At 34.6% G+C, this 19,822-nt stretch carries 14 protein-coding genes; 4 read left to right on the forward strand and 10 right to left on the reverse strand.

The window, feature by feature from the left end; translation table 11 throughout:
• Window positions 1-91: 91 nt before the first annotated feature.
• The 10 genes from uxuA to CaldiYA01_RS08115 all read right to left on the reverse strand — a co-directional run bounded on the left by uxuA (window position 92) and on the right by CaldiYA01_RS08115 (window position 15,207).
• Complete coding sequence (gene uxuA, locus CaldiYA01_RS08070; protein WP_207178557.1) at window positions 92-1,186, reverse strand: mannonate dehydratase; 1,095 nt, start codon at window positions 1,184-1,186, stop codon at window positions 92-94.
• 30 nt (window positions 1,187-1,216) lie between these two features.
• The gene (locus tag CaldiYA01_RS08075) at window positions 1,217-2,836 is read right to left on the reverse strand and encodes a mannitol dehydrogenase family protein (RefSeq protein WP_207178559.1); all 1,620 of its coding nucleotides are present in this window, start codon (window positions 2,834-2,836) and stop codon (window positions 1,217-1,219) included.
• Between the two features lie 42 nt (window positions 2,837-2,878).
• Window positions 2,879-4,960 (reverse strand): alpha-glucuronidase family glycosyl hydrolase, encoded by a 2,082-nt coding sequence (locus CaldiYA01_RS08080; RefSeq protein ID WP_207178561.1) that lies wholly within the window; start codon window positions 4,958-4,960, stop codon window positions 2,879-2,881.
• A gap of 58 nt (window positions 4,961-5,018) precedes the next feature.
• Window positions 5,019-6,548, reverse strand: a complete 1,530-nt coding sequence (locus tag CaldiYA01_RS08085; protein WP_207178563.1) for a response regulator transcription factor — start codon at window positions 6,546-6,548, stop codon at window positions 5,019-5,021.
• A gap of 15 nt (window positions 6,549-6,563) precedes the next feature.
• Window positions 6,564-8,402, reverse strand: a complete 1,839-nt coding sequence (locus CaldiYA01_RS08090) for a sensor histidine kinase (protein ID WP_207178565.1) — start codon at window positions 8,400-8,402, stop codon at window positions 6,564-6,566.
• A gap of 118 nt (window positions 8,403-8,520) precedes the next feature.
• Window positions 8,521-9,420 (reverse strand): carbohydrate ABC transporter permease, encoded by a 900-nt coding sequence (locus tag CaldiYA01_RS08095; protein ID WP_207178567.1) that lies wholly within the window; start codon window positions 9,418-9,420, stop codon window positions 8,521-8,523.
• Between the two features lie 32 nt (window positions 9,421-9,452).
• Entirely contained in the window at window positions 9,453-10,391 is a 939-nt protein-coding gene (locus CaldiYA01_RS08100; RefSeq protein WP_207178569.1) for an ABC transporter permease, read from the reverse strand.
• A 127-nt stretch (window positions 10,392-10,518) separates the two neighbouring features.
• Window positions 10,519-12,195, reverse strand: coding sequence for an ABC transporter substrate-binding protein (locus CaldiYA01_RS08105; RefSeq protein ID WP_207178571.1), 1,677 nt, complete (start codon window positions 12,193-12,195; stop codon window positions 10,519-10,521).
• 139 nt (window positions 12,196-12,334) lie between these two features.
• Entirely contained in the window at window positions 12,335-13,420 is a 1,086-nt protein-coding gene (locus CaldiYA01_RS08110) for a uroporphyrinogen decarboxylase family protein (protein WP_207178573.1), read from the reverse strand.
• 116 nt (window positions 13,421-13,536) lie between these two features.
• Window positions 13,537-15,207, reverse strand: coding sequence for an ABC transporter substrate-binding protein (locus CaldiYA01_RS08115; RefSeq protein ID WP_207178575.1), 1,671 nt, complete (start codon window positions 15,205-15,207; stop codon window positions 13,537-13,539).
• A 298-nt stretch (window positions 15,208-15,505) separates the two neighbouring features.
• Here CaldiYA01_RS08115 and hisC point away from each other — a divergent pair, with 298 nt between their 5' ends.
• The 4 genes from hisC (at window position 15,506) to aroA (ending at window position 19,819) form a co-directional block, all read left to right on the forward strand.
• Window positions 15,506-16,582, forward strand: coding sequence for a histidinol-phosphate transaminase (gene hisC / locus CaldiYA01_RS08120; protein WP_207178577.1), 1,077 nt, complete (start codon window positions 15,506-15,508; stop codon window positions 16,580-16,582).
• A gap of 77 nt (window positions 16,583-16,659) precedes the next feature.
• Window positions 16,660-17,673, forward strand: coding sequence for a 3-deoxy-7-phosphoheptulonate synthase (gene aroF / locus CaldiYA01_RS08125; protein WP_207178579.1), 1,014 nt, complete (start codon window positions 16,660-16,662; stop codon window positions 17,671-17,673).
• Window positions 17,674-17,678: 5 nt separating this feature from the next.
• Window positions 17,679-18,521, forward strand: a complete 843-nt coding sequence (locus CaldiYA01_RS08130; RefSeq protein ID WP_207178581.1) for a prephenate dehydrogenase — start codon at window positions 17,679-17,681, stop codon at window positions 18,519-18,521.
• Window positions 18,518-19,819 (forward strand): 3-phosphoshikimate 1-carboxyvinyltransferase, encoded by a 1,302-nt coding sequence (aroA, locus tag CaldiYA01_RS08135; RefSeq protein ID WP_207178583.1) that lies wholly within the window; start codon window positions 18,518-18,520, stop codon window positions 19,817-19,819. The genes CaldiYA01_RS08130 and aroA overlap by 4 nt, the downstream gene beginning before the upstream one ends.
• Window positions 19,820-19,822 lie beyond the last annotated feature (3 nt).

Genomic DNA, 19,822 nt, shown 5'->3' on the forward strand with positions numbered 1-19,822 from the left:
GGCTCAAGATGGCTGGGGTATTTATAGTCCGCCATATCAAAGCCTCCCAGCCCCAGCAGGCGGTTTTCGGGAGAAATCTTCCTTTTTTTACTTACCACTTTTTCTCATTTCTTGACATCTTGTCAATTGCCTCCCACAGCCCGTTCAAATACGCAATGCCAAGGGCTCTATCATAAAGTCCATAACCAGGTCTTCCTTTTTCGCCCCAAATCATCCTTCCATGGTCAGGTCGCAAATAACCTTCAAATCCTATATCGTATATAGCCTTCATAATCTCAAACATGTCAAATGAACCATCTGTCGACAGGTGGGATGTTTCGTAAAAAGACCTCTCACCTGTAAATCTTATATTTCTCACATGCATAAAATGTATTCTTCCCATCTTGCCAAAATACTTTATAAGCTCCGGAATGTTGTTTTCCCTGTTTGCTCCAAGTGACCCTGTGCACAAAGTCAACCCATTGTACGGACTGTCAACCGCTTTTAAAAACTTTTCTATATTTTCCTTGTTTGTTACAACCCTTGGGAGACCAAAAAGTGACCAAGGTGGATCATCTGGGTGTATTGCCATTTTAACATCACATTGTTCACACACAGGAATTATATTCTCCAAAAAGTAAATAAGATTTTGTAAAAGCTTATTCTCATCAATATCCTTGTACATCTCAAATAAACTTTGCAGCTGTTTTAACCTGTAGCTTTCCCACCCAGGAAGAGAAAATCCTTGTGAACCTTTTTCCATGCTTTTTACAAGTTCATCTGGTGTCAGATTCTTTAGCATCTCATGATTGTATTCCATCACCTCAGAACCATCAGGAAGCTTTTTTGCAAGGTCTGTCCTCAGCCAGTCAAATACAGGCATAAAGTTATAGCATATTACCTTTACTCCTGCTTTTGCTAAGTTCCTTATGGTCTGTTTATAGTTTTCTATGTACCTATCTCGACTTGGAAGACCAAGTTTTATGTCCTCATGGACATTTACACTCTCTATTACCTCAAATTTAAGACCTGCATCTTCTACCATTTTTTTTAGCTCAAAAATTCTGTCTTCCGGCCACACCTCTCCAACTGGGATATCAAATATGGCTGTCACAACACCATATATACCTGGAATCTGACGTATATACTCAAGAGGAATGTTGTCATCCTTTGGCCCAAACCATCTAAATGTCATCTTAAAACCCATTTTTCAAGCCCCTTTCTTTTTTAAAATCTTTTAATTTACATACTTTTGCAATGTTCTTCTCACAGCTCCAATGCCTTGTATCATCTCTTTAAAATATTCCACTACCCTCTGAGATAGTCCCACTTCAAATAAGTCAACCCTGAAAATAACCTCATTAGTTAGAATTGGTCTTAGCTTTTCTTCTAAATCTTTATACTCCCTGCCAAGCTCTATGCCCTCAAGATGTTTTTTAAGCTCAAGTATAAGTGGATCTGGGCTTGGCTCAAAAGCTCTCCCTTCATCATCAATGCACATTAAATACCTCAGCCACCCTGCTATTACAAGAGGGATGTATCTGAGGCTTTTTACATCTAAATCCGGGCTTTCTAAATATGCTTTTATAGTCTCTCCAAACCTAATTGGCATCTTTTGTGATGTGTCTGTTGCAATCCTTTGCGGTGTATCAGGTATATACGGATTTGGGAATCTTTCTTCTATCACTTCCCTTATATACTCCCTCGGATTTATTATTTTTGGATCAATTACAACCTTCAATCCTTCATCGTACCCTATCTTTTCGATAAGCTTTTTTAAATGCTCATCTTTTACCTCTTCATAAATTGTCTTATACCCAAGCAGACAGCCAAATATAGCTAAAGCCGTGTGAAGAGGATTTAGACACGTCTGAACCTTCATCCGCTCAGAATCCTCTACTGTCTTTCTATCTGTCATAAATACTCCTACTCTTTCCAGTGGCGGTCTTCCATTTGGAAAACTATCTTCTATCACAAGGTACTGAGCTTTCTCTGTATTGACAAACGGCGCAATGTATGTATTTTTCGACGTACAAATAATATCCATATTCTTAAGTCCATCTTTCTCTAAAAGCTCTTTTATTCTCTCTGAAGGTCTTGGAACAATCTTGTCTATCATGCTCCATGGGAAACTTACCAAAGAAGAATCGTTCAAGTATTCAACAAAATCATCTTCAACAAAACCTCTTTTTGCCCACTCTTTTGCTATCTGAACTATTGAATTTTGCAGCTTTTCACCATTTCTAGAACAATTGTCAAGACTCACATATGCAACTGGCTTTCTGCCGCTTTTATATCGAACATATGCCAGGGCTGCTACCTTGCCCATTGAACTTTTTGGACTTTGCGGCCCATTTTCTATATCCTCTTTTACTTCAGGTAAATAATCACCTTTGAGGTCAAACAGGTTGTATCCCTTTTCTGTTATTGTGAAGGTTACAAGCTGAAGAGTTGGACTTTCAAAAATTCTCCAAAGTCTTTGCCAGTCTGCTTCAAAGCTTTTATCACACTTTAGCCCTTCTGTAATGCTTGCAATCACTCTTTTTTCTAAATTGCCTTTTGCATCAGACGTCACAATCAAGCAAAGATTATCATAAGGTCTGTATATCCTGTCTATTATCTCATAGTCAAAAAGCTCTGCTGCAATTACTCCATTGTTCATTTCTCCTCTTTCAATTAAATCCTGTACAATTGCTGCAATGTAGCCTCTGAAAATATTCCCTGCTCCAAAATGAAGCCATACAGGATTTTGGTAAGTAGCACTTTCTATTTTTTCAATGTCAAATTGAGGCAACACAATATTGGCTTTTTGCCATGAATCTTGCTTTGATATATATTTTTTCTTCAGCTCAAACATCTCAATTTCTAAACCTCGCTTTCTTTTAAAATCTATTTTATTTTATGGATATATTACTCTTCCCTTTTCATCAGGTATTCCTGTCTTTCTATAAAAATATGTGTTGATAACATCTCTCCATTCTATTGCATGCTCTTTTTGCATCTTTAATCTCTCATATACTCTATTGAAAACTTCATCATCAATCTTTCCTCTCAGATCCTCCCATTTTTTTATAAGTTCATCTACCATCTCAACACCCTCAAAGTGAGAGTCATACATAAACTGCAGGAGCGTCTTTCCATTCTTCAGCCTAAAATCATATGGCACTCTGTGGAAAAATAGAAGAAGTTCTTCAGGACATTTATTTATATCATCGAATATTTCCCGCCAGAACTTATGATACTGCAATGTGTAACCTGTCCCTCTTGATGTTCTGTCAACTCCAATTGCTTTTGTGTCTGCCCGGTGATACGTTCCCCACTTTGAATACTCATACCCTTCTGGGTTTGGACCATAGTGATGACCTGGATTTACCATCCAGCCAAGCCCAAGCGGAGTTGTATATTTTTCGTAGATTGTGTGAGAATTAAGAAGCATCCATAAAATGTTGTCAACCACTTTTTTGTCGTCTCCAAATGTTAAAATGGTCCACTCTCTTGCTATATCTTCAATCTTTTTATCTGGGTCCCACGCAAGTTTTCCAAACGTCCACAGATTCGCCTGAGCAAGGTCATGACCTGTCCAGTTGATGCTATCACCAATGTTCGAAACACCTGCGAATCCTGCATATCTCATTCCAAACAGACTTCCATCCACTATTCTCTTTACGTATGAACCTTTTCCTTTGCAATATGTGTCAAACTCTAAAATCTCTTTCCATAGCGTTCCTAAGTAGCAAAGATGAATTTGCTGCCCCGTATATTCTTGTGTTATTTGAAACTCCATCATCTGGTTTGTCTTCTCCATAGCGCCAAAAAGAGGCGACACAGGTTCCCTTACCTGAAAATCCATCGGACCATACTTTATTTGTAAAATGACATTTTCAGAAAACTTCCCATCAAGAGGTTTAAAGTTGTCATATGCAGCCTTTGCTCTGTCTGTCTTTGTATCCCTCCAATCCTGCAGGCAGTTGTAAACAAATGCACGCCAGATGACAACTCCTCCATATGGCAAAAGTGCTTCTGCAAGCATGTTTGCCCCATCTGCGTGCGTTCTACCGTATACATAAGGTCCTGGATTGAACTCAGAATCGGCTTTTACCAAAAATCCACCAAAGTCTGGTATGTAGCTGTAAATAGTTTTTACAGCATCTTTCCACCATTTTTGAACGTTTTTGTCAAGTGGGTCTGCAGTGTCAAGACCTCCTATGTAGATAGGGCTTGCAAAGTTTATGCTAAGGTAAAGTTTAATTCCATAGAGTCTAAATATTTCTGCTATTTTTGATAGTTCATTTAAATATTTTGGCGTAATTAACCATATGGCTTTATCCCTTACATTGACATTATTTATCACAACACCGTTTATTCTAATTGAAGCAAGAAGTCTTGCATAATCTAATATACGTTTATAATCACGCTTTATTCTACCATTAGCAAAAAATATAGATTTGCCTGCATACCCTCTCTCGATAGTTCCATCTATATTATCCCAATGATTAATGATTCGTAATGGGGCTTTTGGCTTTTCTATACAGTTGAGTTCTTTTAATCTTGTTTTAAGCCTTATCTTGTTTATTAAATGAAATATTCCATATATTATTCCTTTCTCGCCTTTGGATGCAACAATAATGTATCTTCCCTTATTTTTATTTATAACTTTTATCAAAAATCCTTCCTCACTCACTTCTTTTTTTTCATCATCAGTTATAAAATTGTTGAGTCTTTCATCTGTCACTTTACCTAAAATGATTCCACTGCCCATATTAGCATCTATGCAATTGCTGAGCCTCAGATCAGTTCCAAAAAGTACTTCTAAAGCTCTCCTTAATTCATTTCCAGCATTCTGAAAATATATATTATTCTCAAGCAATACTATCTTATCCAAATATCTTTCAAACTCTCTAATATATTCTATTTCATCTATTGGTTTATAAGAAAGCCAACACATAGAATATTTTTGTTTGCTATTTTTTGACAAAATCATAACAAATCACTTCCTTCCATAGAGTTTAGAAAACGATTTCTAAATAAGAGATAGAAAGTTAACCATTATTTACAGATATAGAATTTCTGAATTTAGATGGACTTTTTCCTACATACTCTTCAAATTTTAATGAAAAATAGTCTGGATCGCTATAGCCTACTTCTTTTGCTATTTCATAAATCTTTTTATCAGTTGTCAATAGCAGCCTTTTTGCATTTTCAATACGTACAAAATGTAAATATTTATTAAATGGCATGTTAAAATGTTTTTTGAACATCCTGCCTAAATATATAGGGTTGATAAAAAACTGCTGAGCAATACTTTTTATTGTTAAATCTTTATTGTAGTTCTCTTTTATAAACAACTCTATTTTTTTCATAAAACTTGAACCATTAAATTTTAAATTCTGCTCAATACAACTTATTATCTGGTCTAAAATTTCCATAACTTTAGAAATAAACTTGGTTTTTTGTATGTCTGCTCTAAATATAAATTTTATATTATCAGTTTCGAAGAGCTGGTACAATTCAAAGTAATCTATAACTTCAAGCACAGCAAAGAGAATATAACCTTTTATTACTTCTGGTGATACTTTGTTGTTCTGACATTCATCAAAAAATCTTGACAGCTTTATTTTAACATCATCAAATAGTTTTTCTTCAATAAGTTTAATTAATTCTTTTGAAAGTTTCTTATCCTCAAGGTAATGTTCAAATTCTCCTATCTCGGACGCTTCAATTACGCCACTTTTTTCATAAAATTGAGCAAAATTAAATTTTTTCAGAAGCTGTTTATACAACATATATATCTTCTGATTAGATACATATTCTTGTATAATAATTGTTTGCAAATTTAATAATCTCCTTATTTCCTCAAAAGCCTGTCTAATTACAATATTTTTCTTATATCCTTGAAAGGTGTTTATTAAAAAAATCAAATTAAAGTAACTATCCCAATAACACTTAATCTCAACACCTTTAGCCAAATAATTAGCATTTATACTTTTTTCTGTTTCCATTAATTTCTCATAAACTGTCAAATCATCTTCATATTGAAAAGCTTCCTGTTTTGAAATTCCAAGATATTTTTTTATACCATTTTCACTACTATTTACAAGATAATCATCATTTTGTACCTCAAGAACTTTCATAAAAGCTGAGTTCCTTCTTACATATTCAAACAATTCCTTCTTCTTGTAGTCTTCTTTTTCGCTTGATATCCTCATTTTTATCCTCTCTAAGGTTTGAATAAGCTCATTCTCATCTATAGGTTTTAATAGATAATCATTTACACCATACTTTATAGCTGCCTTTGCAAATTCAAACTCATTGTATCCACTGATAATTATTATTGCTGGTTTGTTTTCAAAATTCTCGGAGACTCTTTTTATCAGTTCAATTCCATCCATTACTGGCATTTTTATATCTGTTATTATTATATCTACTTTCTTACTTTTGAGAATATCAAGGGCTTCCTGCCCGTTTCCCGCTTCATATGCAATTTCAAATCCAAGACTTTCCCAATCAATAAGTTTAATTATACCTTTTCTCATAAATATTTCATCTTCAACCAAAAGAATTTTAATCATTGTTACACACCCTCACTATATTCTATGAACAAATGCTGGCAATTCTAAAGGAAGTTTAATGACAACCTTCGTACCTTTATTGATGGAACTTTCAATGTAAAATTTAGCATTGTCGTTGTAGTACAGCATTAATCTTCTGTAAACATTTTTAAGCCCTATACTTTTGTCATATAGCGGATTGTTAAGATTAGTATAAAGCTCTTCAAGCTTTTTCTCGTCCATTCCTATCCCATTGTCAGCAACTTCTATTACTAAATTTATACCCTCTTTTTTTACTTTAACTATTACCCTGCCACTATCTTCTTTTTCCTCTATACCATGTATACATGCATTTTCAACAAGCGGCTGGATAGTCATCTTAGGAATCAAACAATTTTTAGCATCCTCTTCTACAAAAATTTCATATGTCAACTTTTCACCAAATCTGTATTGTTGTATTTTCAGAAAATCCTCTACAAAATTGATTTCTTCTTGAACTGTGGTTATATCATTGCCCCAATAAATAAGCCTTCTCAAAGTCCTTGTTAGATATTTAATAATTTCAGCTGTTTCAAGTTCGTTCTTCAAAACAGAACGCATTCTTATTGAATCCAGTGTATTGAAAAGAAAATGTGGGTTTATCTGGCTCTGCAGCGCGTTTATCTCTGCCTGCTTTTTCTCAACTTCAAGTGTCTTCTTTTGAATCTCAGAAAGCATTTCCTTTTCTATTAGCTCTTTAAGTCTTACTGTCATATTGTTAAACTCTCTTATCAGATTACCTATCTCATCGTTCCCTTCTCTGCATGTCAAAATCTCAAATCTTTGCTTTTTAACTTTTCTTATATGCCTTTCCAAAAGTTCTAATCTATTTGAAAGCGAAGAGGTTATAAGCCTTATTAAAAAGGTTGCAAATATCAAGCTCAAAAGCGATATAAGTAATATAAACTCAATAGCTCTGTATATTTCTCCCATCATATACGAACGTGAAAATACTCCAACAAGTTTCCATCCATTCAAAAGATTTATATCCAAATTATCTATAAACACGTATGAACCTTCCGGTACAAATTTACTTTTATCAAACTTTACAAAAGGTTTTGTAAAGATTAAATTATTGTATGTATGAGCTGCAATTACTCTGTTGCTGCTGTCTATTAAGTAAATCTCTCCACCAAACACCTCAAAATTTATGGAATTAAAAAAGCTTGAAAGATAAATATCAATTTTTGCTATTTTCGTGTACTTACTATTGTTTCCTGTAGAAGTACTTCTTTGCTCATATTGATTAAGATTTCTTATAAGTGACACATATCCTTCTTCTCCATTTACTCCATTATCGCTGGTCGGTATTATAACTATCCCTTGCAGATTATTAACTACCTTATCATACCATTCTTTAACCTCTTTTATATTTAGCTTTCTATAACCATCACTGTTCAAAATCGTGGGATTATTTGTGTATATCGTTACACGAGCAATATTTGAATACACATTTCTACCCTGATATATTCTATTTCTCAGATACTGAACATAATTAGAATAAAAATCATCCATACCTTGGTAATCAATATCAAGCATATCGTTAAGTAAATCATCGGTGTACAAAGTATTTGAATATAGTATTGCCTCATCAATTACTTTTTTTATATTAGTACTCAAGATGTTAAAAGCACTTTTTATTTGAGCAATCTTCTGTTGTTGGAGATTTTTTATAATGAAAATTGTAAATATAAAATGACTTACTATCGTGGGAATTAAAACACACAAAATGTATACAAGTAACAATTTCTTCCGAACAGAAAGACTATCTAACCTTTCAACTATTCTTTCTTTCGAAAATTTTAATAATTTTCTTAACACTTCATTCCACCACAAATGTTATAACTCTTAATTTTAATTATATCACAATGCATATAAAGGTTAACTGTATTTTATTTACTCAGAAAAAATAAATCAAAGTGGGCGAGAATCACCCACTCCAAAAATATCACAATTACTCACCTTTAACACTGCCAAGAGTAAGACCTTTTACAAAATATCTCTGCAAGAATGGGTATACCATAATAATCGGAGCTGTTGCAACTATTGTCATACTTGCTCTTACCGAATTTGGAGTAACCTGCTGAGTTTCAGCCATTGCTCCCATTTGATAGTCAGGATTTCTTCCAACCTGCATACTCACAGATGCCAGAATTTTTTGAAGCTCATACTGAAGAGTACTCAGGTCTGGTCTTTGAGAATTAAAGATATACACGTCAAACCACGAATTCCAATGTCCAACTCCTATAAACAGGGCTATTGTCGCAACTGCTGGTAAAGTAAGCGGGAAAATTATTTGCCACAAAATTCTAAATTCGCTTGCACCATCAATCTTAGCAGATTCTATCAAACTTGATGGCAAAGATTCTATATAGCTTCTGACCACAACAACATTAAACATTCCCAAAAGAGCCGGTACAATATAAACCCAAAATGTGTTTAAAAGTCCGAGCGACCTATACAACAAGTAGGTTGGAATTAAACCTGCTCCAAAATACATTGTTAGAACCATTATTGCAGAAAATGGACGTCTTAATACAAAATCTTTTCTTGAAAGAGGATAAGCAACAAACATTGTACAAATAATACCCAGCACTGTACCAAGAACTGTTCTTGCAACAGACACTAACGCTGCATTATAAATTTGTGGATTGCTAACAATAATTTCATAGTTTTTTAAAGTCCATTTTCTTGGCCAGATATAAATTCCTCCTCGAACTGTATCAAGTGCATCGTTGAATGAAACAGCTAAGACGTTTAAAAATGGATATAAAGTTACAATACCAACAAAAATCAAACTTATATAAACAACCAAGTCAACTATAATGTCCTCGGCTGTTTTTTTTCTAAACATTTTGAATTTTCCCTCCTTAACAAATAAGCTTTCTATACAACAGTTGATGCATTCAACTTAGCAGCAACTTTATTCGCAAACAAAACAAGTAAGATACTCACAACACTCTTGAACATACCAGCAGCTGTAGCATATGAATATCTGTACATTGTAATACCATAGTCAAGAACATATGTGTCAAGAATTTGAGAATAATCCTGAACAAGTGGGTTTCTGAGTAAAAGAACCTGTTCAAAACCAGCATTCAAAAGCCAACCAACGTTAAGAATAAGAAGCATACTAATTGTTGGTGCAATTCCTGGTAAGGTTACATATCTTATTTTCTGTAGTCTTCCACAACCATCCACGCTCGCAGCATCGTAAAGTTCAGGATCTATACTTGTCATTGCGGCCAAATATACTATAGCGTTCCATCCTGTTTCTTTCCAAACGTTTGAAAGAGCCAATATCCACCAGAAATAATGTCCTTCACCCATCCAAACAATTGGCTGTTTAATAATCTTAAGAGACATTAAAATCTGATTAAGTATTCCAGATTCGGGCGATAAAACGCTTATAACTATACTTGCAGCAACAACCCACGAAACAAAGTGCGGAAGATATGATATAGTTTGGATAGTTCTTTTGAACAACATGTTCTTAACTTCATTTAGCATAAGTGCAAGTAAAATAGCTGCCGCAAATGAAGTAATAAGTTTAAGAAAACTAATTACAATTGTGTTTCTCATTGCAAGCCAAAAACCAGAGTCGCTAAACAAATCTTTAAATTGTTGTAACCCTACCCACTCAGAGCCCCAAACACCTTGGAATGGCCTGTATTCTTTAAATGCAATAACCCACCACCAAAGCGGTATATAGTGAAACAAAATCACATACAAGACAAATGGAAATATCATAAAAACAAGTTCTTTCTGATCTTTTACTTTTTGCCAGAATGTTTTCTTCGACTCATTGTAGTATACTGCATCCAATGCAATTACCTCCTTTTAAAACTTTACTTCTACAAGATAAGTACCCATTATAATGAGAATTTAACAATTTAGAAATTTTATATAAGGGAAGAGGGTTTCACCTCTTCCCTTTGAGGTCTTAGAAACATTACTTAACTTTTATCCCGTACCAATCAGCCATTCTTTGTCTCATTTCCTGTGTATAGAACTCTTCAATCGGTTTTGTGTTAATCTTTGCTCTAACCTCTGCTTTATATTTGTTCCATATCTCATCATATTTGCCCTTTGGAGCCATTATAAGCATTGGTATATATTTCCTTGCAAGGTCATTAGCAATGTTAAGTGGAACCTGGATTTCTTTTTGCTTTTCAGGTGGAACATTAATCTCCCATGCATATCCCCAAGGTGGACATTCAGGTTCATCAGCAAATGGTGGCTCAACAAATGTCTTTGCTTTGTATGCTTCGAGCACTTTCTTTTGTGCTGGTGCCCATTGCATATATGCAATGTCTGGATCAAGTTCAGGTTTCACATAATTTCCATCTGGAAGCTTAAGCTGCCATCTTGGCCAGATGTTCCAGTAACCAAGCCCTTCTTGTTTCTGGTAAACCGGATCTCTTGCTTTATCAATCATAGCTTGAGTTCTGTACATCTTGCCTTTATTGTCAACAAGATAGTCTCTTCCTTTAATACCCCAGAACATTAGTTTTTGAATATCTGGATTGAGCATTTGGTCTAAGAACTGAAATGCTCTTACAGGATCTTTACACTTCTTTGTAATACTTATGCCATCTCTTGTACCAATTGATTGAAGCATTACATATCTTGATTTTTTAACACCTTTAAATACAATGCCAAATGGAACAAGGATTCTATCATCTTCGCCATTCTTTCGGAGTGTATTGAACGCTGTGTTAAAGTGCCATGACCTTCCCCAGCTTGTTACAACTCTACCTTGAGCAACTTTTGCAGCCCACTGGTCATATGTCTGAACAAATGCTTCTTTATCAAACAAACCTTCATTCCAAAGAGCATTTAACGCCTTATATGCTTTGTACATTCCTATTCCTGCTGGGTCATAGCTTGCTTTATATGTTTTTGGATCAACTTGGACAGTATCTGCTATAAGGCCATTGAGACCTGTTGCAGGGTCTTGAATTACATAGAATCTTGCACCTTCTGTAATTGCTGACATACCTATTACAGGCATACCTTTATACTTTGGATATTTCTTGACATAATTTCTTATCATTGGCACCAAATCTTCCCAGTACTTTAATCTTGGCCAGTTATTCTTTTGTAACATGTCAATCATTACATATAAACCTTCACCACTTGCGCTTGGTGAAACTTCACCTCTTGTGTAGCTCAAGAAATAGATATGTCCATCAGCTTGGCGAAGTTTTCTTAAATCTGCTTGAGAGTAAGCCTTCTTCGTCCACTGACCGTATTTTTGAATGTAGTTATCAAGAGGCACTAAAGCTTTGTTCTGAATAAACTGTTTGTGTTCGCCGCTACCGTAGACAAGGTCTGGTAAATCTCCAGATGCGAGCATAAGTGATATTTTTGTTGCCTGGTCCATTCCTACAAAATGTTCGATTTTTAATCTTACGCCAGTTCTTTTTGTAATTTCTTGACCAATAGCAGTACTGAAGATATCTGGGTGATATTGCACTGTTGCATCTGCACTAAACATTGTAAAAGTTACAACCTTTTTTGATGCACCTTCAGCCTTTTGTGAAGTCACAGGTGCTACTCCACCAAGAATGGCTGAGATGGTAAATACGAATACCACAAAAAACGAAATTTTTCTTAAAAATTTCAAATTGATACGCCTCCTCTCTTCTAATTTTTATCAAGGATGAACAATTATCATCCTCTACTGTTCATTTTACATAGTATTTAGATAAAAACAACCCTTAAAATCTAACATATTTCCCCCATAAAATTGATATATCAAAAATTTATATTTTCCCAAATTCTTGAACTGCCCACATGTATAATTTTATATTTTCAAGAGGGGTGCCTGAGGCAACAGAACCCGCTGGTGTTTCGATAAAGTTTCCATCATCTTTTAAAACTTGCATATCCCTTTTTACATACTCAATGATTTTTTCTGTAGTCCCATTTCTTAATATAAATGGTGGCATCTGCCCATAAATCAACGCATTTGGCATAAGTTTTCTTATTGTGGCAGGGTGAATTTCAGGTCCAAAATTAACACTATTCACACCAAGGTCGTTTAAAATTGGAATTAGATGCTGCATATTACTATCTGAGTGTTGATAGCGAACATCTTCTTTTCTTGGTGCAAAATTTCTAAACAAACTTTCCAAAATAGGTGCACAATATCTTTCATATAACTTGGGCGAAAATAAAAAACAGTTATCATCGTTAATTGCAATTCCGTCATATTCAACTTCACAATAACTTCTTAAATTCTTTATATACTCCACAAGTTTTTCTTTTAATATCTTAAAAAACTCATCCATTAGCTCTGGTTCATCCATCAGAAGCATACAAAGATTTGTGGTACCTAATAAACTTGTTGCAATTGTAGCAGGACCTCTTGTCATATGCCCCCATCTTAGTTTCTTGCCAGTTAGATTCTCGTAATCTTCTTTTGCTTTTAAAAGTTCAGGTGTAACCACTTTTTTTATATCAATCTTTTCTATTTTTTCTATATAACTTTTTACATCATCTAAATTTTCTATTGCCGGCTCCAGCCAAGGTGTTCCACCTTCTGATATCACCACTCTACTTCCCATTACAACCTCAAATCTTATCGGTTCTGGAGGATCAAATTCTTCTTCTGAATAAAATCTTCTCCCAAGTTCTTTTTCTAATATGTCATTAGCTTTTTTGTGAATTTTAAGCCTGTATAGCTTATTAGAATAGTAATCAACTGTTGAAAAAGGACCAATGAGCTCAAACAAAAAATGGTCGTCAAGCCAAAAATGGATAGGAATTCTTGTCTTTTTGTTAAAATTAAACCGACAAAAATCATTTTCTTCCCAGAATTTTTTTACATCAAATTTAGATAAGTCCACAAGAAATCTCCTCCTTTGTTGGTATTATTTTTTAGACTACAAAAATTTATAGGGAAGACCTCTAAAACTATAATAGGAGGCCTTCCCTATAAAATATACTACAATTTACTCCAAGTTTAGTTCCAATTCTTTACTCTCCAGCGAATCATCTCTGTCTTGAACTGCTCATATACTTTGTAATTTGTCTTTTCAAATGCCTTAACAAATTCATTCCATATTCTGTCAAAATCTGCATCTGTCTTTGCCATTACAAGTTGAGGCAGATATTTTCTTCGTACCTCGCTCATCTTCTGTTGAGCAATTGTAACTTGAGGTTTATCAGCTGGAATATTAATCTCCCATGCAAACCCGTAAGGTGTTTCAAGTGGAGGATCTGTAAATGGAGGTTGCATAAAGTATTTAGCTTTATATGCATCGAGAACCTTCTTTTCAGCTGGTGAGAAGTTCTTGTACACATACTCTGGGTCAAACCCTGGTTCTCTATAATTTCCATCTTGGAGTTTCAAGTATGCATGTGGGAATACCCACCAGTATCCAAGACCTTGCTTCTTTCTATAAACAGGGTCTTCTCTTTGCCTTTTCTGTTTATCTGTTAGGTACATTTTTCCATTTTTGTCTACACTATAATCAACACCTTTTATTCCCCAGTACATGAGTTTCTGAGCTTCTAAAGAGCAGAGAGTATCCAAGAACTTAAATGCTGTGACAGGGTCTTTACACTTCTTTGTTATGCTAATACCATCTCTTGCGCCAATTGGCTGAATCATAAGATATCTTGCTCTTTGAACACCTTTGTAGACAACCGGGAAGGATATATGCATTCTATTGTATTTCTTTGCATTCTTCAGTGAAGCTTCTGCATCATATCCAAATTGCCACCATTGGTCATAAAAGCCTACAACTCTACCCTGAGCAATCTTGGAAAGATATGTGTCATAGTTTTGAACGAACACTTCTTTGTCAATAAGCCCTTCTTTCCACATCTTATTCAAATCTTTATAGTATCTTCTTGAACCTTCCATTGTAGAATATACCTTGGCTTCATATGTCTTGGGGTCAACTATTACATCGCCGTCATTTTGATATCCCATAAGATATGATGGTGGATTTTCTAATGTAAAGAATCTCCAGCTTTCTGTTATAAACGTAAATCCTATAGTGGGTTTGCCATCAATAGTTGGATTTTTCTTTACATAATCTCTTATAAGTTGCTGATAATCCTCCCAATATCTTACTTTTGGCCATTTTGCTTTTTCAAGAAGATCAATTGGGAGCCAGAACCCATCTGGTTTTAAGTCTGGTGTTATTTCGTTTCTGTAAGGAGACAAGAAATAAATTTTTCCATCTTTCTGTCTTAGTCTTTTAAAGTCCTTTTCAGTATAAATTTGTTTACAATATTTTCCGTATTTTTGAATATAGTTATCGAGTGGTACCAAAACACCTGCTTCAATCAATTTTCCATGCTCCTGATGACCATGAATCAAATCTGGCAAATCACCAGATGCCAACATAAGACCAATCTTTGTTGCTTCATCCTGACCTGCTAAGTATTCGATTTTGAGCTTTACACCTGTAAGTTTTGTAATTTCTTTACCAATAGGAGTACTAAATAGGTCTGGATGGGGATCTGCATTTGAATCTCCATAGAAAAATGTCAATACTTTCACCTGTTGACTGCTTGAAGCCGCTTTCACAGAATCAGATTTTAAACTTGGAAACGTAATAAGGGTTGAAAAAATAAACACAAAACAAATAAACCACGCAAATGATTTTAATTTTTTTGACATACTAAACCCTCCTCACTGTTTATTTTGACGTTTCTACGTCTAAAAAAGACTTTAAAAATTGTGAATCTGAAATAAATTATAACTATAAATTGTAGTAATGTAACCCTGAAAAATTTTATATTTTTCCCCCACAAAATTGACTTTTTTAATCCCTAATGAATCTAAAAATTTATAACTAATTTACAAATATCTTTGACAAGCTAACTCAATATTTTTTTATATTCATCACTTTTTTCTTGACAAGTCCTAAGAGTTGATAATAAAATTATTGAAAATCGCAAGTTAGGGGTGTGTTAATTTGTTCAGAGAAGTAATTAATACAATTTCGCCTTATATCCCTGGCAAACCCATATCAGAGGTAAAAAGAGAACTTGGTCTTGATAAAGTAATTAAACTTGCTTCAAATGAAAATCCTTTAGGACCATCTGAAAATGTAAAAAAATCGTTGATGCAAAACTTAGATGAACTTGGTATATACCCAGACGGAAATTGTACAGAATTAAAACTCAAGCTTTCAAAAAAGTTAGGTATAAAACCATCGCAGATACTTCTGGGAGCAGGTTCTGATGAAATCACTCAATTTATTGCTGCTGTGTTTATAAACCCAGGAGACAACGCAATAATGGCAAAACCCTCTTTCCCCAGATACGAAACAGTAACAAAAGCGATGGGCGGTGTACCAATTGAACTTCCATTAAAAGATTTTACCCATGATTTGCAAGCTTTCTACAACAATATAAATGAAAGAACAAAGCTAATATGGATTTGCAATCCAAACAATCCAACTGGTACAATTGTTAAAAGAAAGGAGTTATATGACTTTATAAAATCAGTACCTTCACACATTGCAGTTGTTGTTGACCAGGCTTATAAAGAATACATTGATGATCCAGAATACCCAGATGCCAAAGAGTGGCTCAATGAATTTGAAAATCTCATAGTTCTTCAAACATTCTCAAAAATCTATGGTCTTGCTGCTTTAAGAATTGGGTATGCAATAGCATCAGAGGAAATCATTGAAAAATTAAACAGAATAAGACCACCTTTTAATGTAAATCACTTGGCACAGATTGCAGCTTCTGTTGCCCTTGACGATGAAGATCATGTAAAAAAGGCGAAAGATCTTAATAAAAAGTCTCTTGAATTTTTCTATAAAAGCTTTGAAGAAATGGGGCTTCCTTATATAAAGTCATATGGAAATTTTGTCATGGTAGATGTAAAGAAAGATGCTGTTGAAGTGTTTAAAAAACTACTTTTAAAAGGCATAATTGTAAGACCAGGTGATATATTCGGTATGCCAACATATCTGAGAGTTACAACTGGCCAGGAAGGTGATAACATGGGATTCATAAAGGCTTTGAAAGAAATTCTATAGAAAAAGAAAATTTGAAGAATGGTAGAACGGATGCAAACTGTAGTAAAATAAAAAATGGTAGGATGGAGGCGATGAATATGATTATTGTAATGAAAAAGGACTGTAAAGAGTCAGATATTGAAGAAGTTGTAAAGCTTATCACATCACTGGGCTTGCGGCCCCACATTTCACAGGGCGTTGAAAGAACTGTGATTGGTGTCATTGGCGATGAGAGAATTCTATCTGATGTCCCTGTTGAACTTTTACCAGGTGTTGACAGAATAATACCAATCTTAGAGAGCTACAAACTCGCAAGCAGAACCTTCAAATCAGAACCTACAGTTATAAAAATTAAAGATGTTGAGATTGGCGGAGATACACTTACGCTCATTGGTGGTCCATGTGCAATTGAAAGTTATCAGCAAATGTTTGAAGTTGCAGAAAAGATTAAAAGAAGCGGTGCAAAGATCCTGCGTGGCGGAGCTTATAAGCCAAGAACATCTCCATATTCTTTCCAGGGTCTTGAAGAAGAAGGATTGAAAATTCTCAAAGAAGCTGCGCAAAAGTATGACCTTTTAGTAATAACAGAAGTAATAAGCGAAAGTGCTGTTGACAGAGCGTATGATTATGTGGATATTTTCCAGATTGGTGCAAGAAATATGCAAAATTTTAATTTGCTAAAATATGTTGGAAGACAAGACAAACCTGTTCTTCTCAAAAGAGGCCTCGCAGCAACAATTGAAGAGTGGCTAAACGCTGCTGAATACATCTTGAGCGAAGGAAATCCAAATGTTATTTTGTGTGAAAGAGGGATAAGGACTTTTGAGACAGCAACAAGAAACACTTTAGATATTTCTGCAATTCCTGTTGTAAAGGAAAAAAGCCATCTTCCAATAATAGTTGACCCAAGTCATGCAGCAGGGAAAGCAAAGTATGTTCCGGCACTTTCAAAAGCGGCAATTGCAGCAGGAGCTGATGGGCTTATGATTGAGGTCCATCCAAACCCACAAAAGGCTCTCTCTGACGGTCCTCAGTCAATCACACCTGAGGAGTTTGACAAGCTTGTAAAAGAGATAACTTTAATAGCAAAATCAATTGGAAAGAGTGTATAGAAAAAATGGTGAGAAATAAGATACTCATAGTAGGGCTTGGTCTCATTGGCGGTTCACTTGCAAAAGCTTTTAAAAAATGCGGATATGAAATTCATGCTTATGATATAGACAAAAGTGCAATTGAAAAGGCTATTTGTGAAGGTGTTGTAAAAGAGAGGATTGATGATTTGAATGAGACAGAGGATGAGTATGCCTTTAGTTTTATATGTGTCCCAGTATTAGAAAGTATACCTATTCTTGGCAAATTATCATCAAAAATCAAAAATGGAATCATAACAGATGTTGGAAGTACAAAAACTCATATTTGCAAATATTCCATCGAACATAAAATTGCAAATTTTATCGGTGGACATCCAATGGCAGGTACTGAAAAGATAGGCTATAAATATTCATTTGATGAACTCTTTAATGGTGCATACTATTTTATAACCCCAACTGAAATGAACAGAAAAGAAGATATTGAAAAGCTTAAAAATCTTTTGCAATCGATAGGTTGCAAGGTTGAAGAAGTTGACTATGTACTTCACGACAAAATAACTGCTGTTATTTCGCACTTACCGCATGTTGTATCTGCAGGACTTGTAAATATGTTAAATAGTAATGAGATATATTGTAAATTTGCTGGAGGAGGGTTTAAAGATATAACCCGTATCTCTTCCTCCAGTCCTAAAATGTGGGCAGATATATCAATCTCTAATAAGAACATGTTGCTTGAACTTATTGACGCTTATATTGAACTTCTGAAAAACTTTAAAACAAGCTTGAAAAGTGAAAACTATAATGAAATTTTCAACTACTTTGAAAAAGCAAAAATAATTAGAGATACGATTGTGAGTGATGAAAAGTGAATGTTAAGATAGATGGAAAAAGAAAAATAAACTCAAATGTAACTGTTCCTCCTGACAAATCAATATCCCATAGAAGTATCATGATTGGAAGTCTGGCAAAAGGTGTGACAGAGATAGAAAACTTTCTCTTTTCGGATGATTGTTTAGCAACCATAAATTGTTTCAAAAATCTTGGCACTGATATAGAAATTCGAAATGACAAAATAATAGTTATAGGGAACGATTTTAGCCTCTTTGCTCCAAAACGGATACTGGACTGCCAAAATTCAGGAACAACCACAAGACTTCTTCTTGGAATTTTAGCAACCCAGGAATTTGAGTCCATTTTGACAGGTGATGGCTCCCTTAAAAAAAGACCAATGAAAAGAGTTACAGTACCTCTTACTCAAATGGGAGCTGAGTTTGAGTTTTTAGAAAAAGAAGATTTCTTGCCGATTAAGGTAAAAGGCAACAAAAAATTAAAACCAATTGAGTATACCCTACCTATTCCAAGTGCTCAGGTAAAATCTGCATTGATTTTTGCATCTTTAAAAGCTGAAGGTAAAAGTGTTATAAAAGAAAGTCCTAAGTCAAGAGATCACACAGAGCTCATGTTAAAACATGCGGGAGCAAATATAAAAAGCTGGGAAAAAGATGGAGTATATTCAGTAGAAATACTGCCAAGTCAACTTTCCAGTATAAAGATAAAGATTCCATCAGATATATCATCTGCAGCATTTTTTATTGTCCTTGCCCTTATATGTGAAGATAGCTCAGTGGTCATTGAAAACTGCATTTTAAATCCAACAAGAACGGGCATAATTGATGTTCTAAAACAGATGGGTGCTGATATTAGAATTGAAGATATAGAAAATAGAAACGGAGAGCTTGTGGGAAAAATAGTTGCAAGAAGCAGCAACCTAAAAGGTGTAAAGGTTGACAAAAACGATATTCCGCGCATCATAGACGAAATACCTATTTTGGCAGTTGCAGCAGCGTTTGCCGATGGTAAAACCACAATTGACCATGCTTCAGAGCTAAGAGTAAAAGAGAGTGATAGAATAAAGACAACAGTTCAGATGCTGAAAAGTTTTGGAGCTGAGTGCTATGAACTTGAAAATGGACTTGAAATAATTGGCTCAAAGGAAAAACTCAAAAGTGCTATTGTAAATTCATATAAAGACCATAGAATAGCAATGGCAGCATCAATCATGGCGTGTGCAGTTGATGGCGAAAGTACCATTTTAGATGCAGAGTGTGCATCAATCTCTTTTCCAAACTTTTACGATATTCTTTTTTCCTCAACAAAAAAAATATAAAAA

Source organism: Caldicellulosiruptor diazotrophicus (assembly GCF_017347585.1).
Classification (GTDB): Bacteria; Bacillota; Thermoanaerobacteria; order Caldicellulosiruptorales; family Caldicellulosiruptoraceae; genus Caldicellulosiruptor; species Caldicellulosiruptor diazotrophicus.

Bases quoted from the DNA above. Each gene is read 5' to 3' on its own strand.
- uxuA (WP_207178557.1), bottom strand. From the start codon at position 1,186: ATGGGTTTTAAGATGACATTTAGATGGTTTGGGCCAAAGGATGACAAC.
- CaldiYA01_RS08075 (WP_207178559.1), bottom strand. From the start codon at position 2,836: ATGTTTGAGCTGAAGAAAAAATATATATCAAAGCAAGATTCATGGCAA.
- CaldiYA01_RS08080 (WP_207178561.1), bottom strand. From the start codon at position 4,960: ATGATTTTGTCAAAAAATAGCAAACAAAAATATTCTATGTGTTGGCTT.
- CaldiYA01_RS08085 (WP_207178563.1), bottom strand. From the start codon at position 6,548: ATGATTAAAATTCTTTTGGTTGAAGATGAAATATTTATGAGAAAAGGT.
- CaldiYA01_RS08095 (WP_207178567.1), bottom strand. From the start codon at position 9,420: ATGTTTAGAAAAAAAACAGCCGAGGACATTATAGTTGACTTGGTTGTT.
- CaldiYA01_RS08115 (WP_207178575.1), bottom strand. From the start codon at position 15,207: ATGTCAAAAAAATTAAAATCATTTGCGTGGTTTATTTGTTTTGTGTTT.
- aroF (WP_207178579.1), top strand. From the start codon at position 16,660: ATGATTATTGTAATGAAAAAGGACTGTAAAGAGTCAGATATTGAAGAA.
- CaldiYA01_RS08130 (WP_207178581.1), top strand. From the start codon at position 17,679: ATGGTGAGAAATAAGATACTCATAGTAGGGCTTGGTCTCATTGGCGGT.